This window comes from Pseudomonas viridiflava (genome assembly GCF_900602065.1).
Lineage (GTDB): Bacteria > Pseudomonadota > Gammaproteobacteria > Pseudomonadales > Pseudomonadaceae > Aquipseudomonas.
The window spans coordinates 1-347 of record NZ_UWFN01000330.1 but is presented as its reverse complement, the minus strand read 5'-3'; the positions used below and the strand labels follow the sequence as shown (position 1 = coordinate 347).

The window sequence follows — 347 nt, the reverse complement described above, 5'->3', positions numbered from 1 at the left end:
GCCAGCAACTCGACGATCTGGATCGCCAGGTTCAGGCTGCTGCATCGGTGTTTGAACTGGAGCCGCCCCTGGAAAGCCTCGCAACAATGGCGACCGCTCTGGACCTGTTGTCGGGGCTTGCCAGCTCGCTGGGCATCGAGGACGCGACGCAGCGCACCGGCATCGTCGAGTCCATCTCCAGCGTATATGCGCGCATGAACCAGTCCATGGCGCAGGCTCGATCCCGTCGCAAGGCGCTGGTCTCGTCCGAGTCCACTGCGCAGTTTGCTGCACGGTTTCAGCTGATTGGCCAAAGTCTGACACATGCCCTGTCGCTGGCGAACAGTCCTCAGGCGTGTGATGACCAG

The 347-nt window shown here is 62.2% G+C and carries 1 protein-coding gene; it reads left to right on the top strand.

The features are described from left to right. The coding region (locus EE949_RS25650) for a hypothetical protein (RefSeq protein ID WP_164666835.1) at positions 1-347 on the top strand (347 nt) is incomplete at both ends.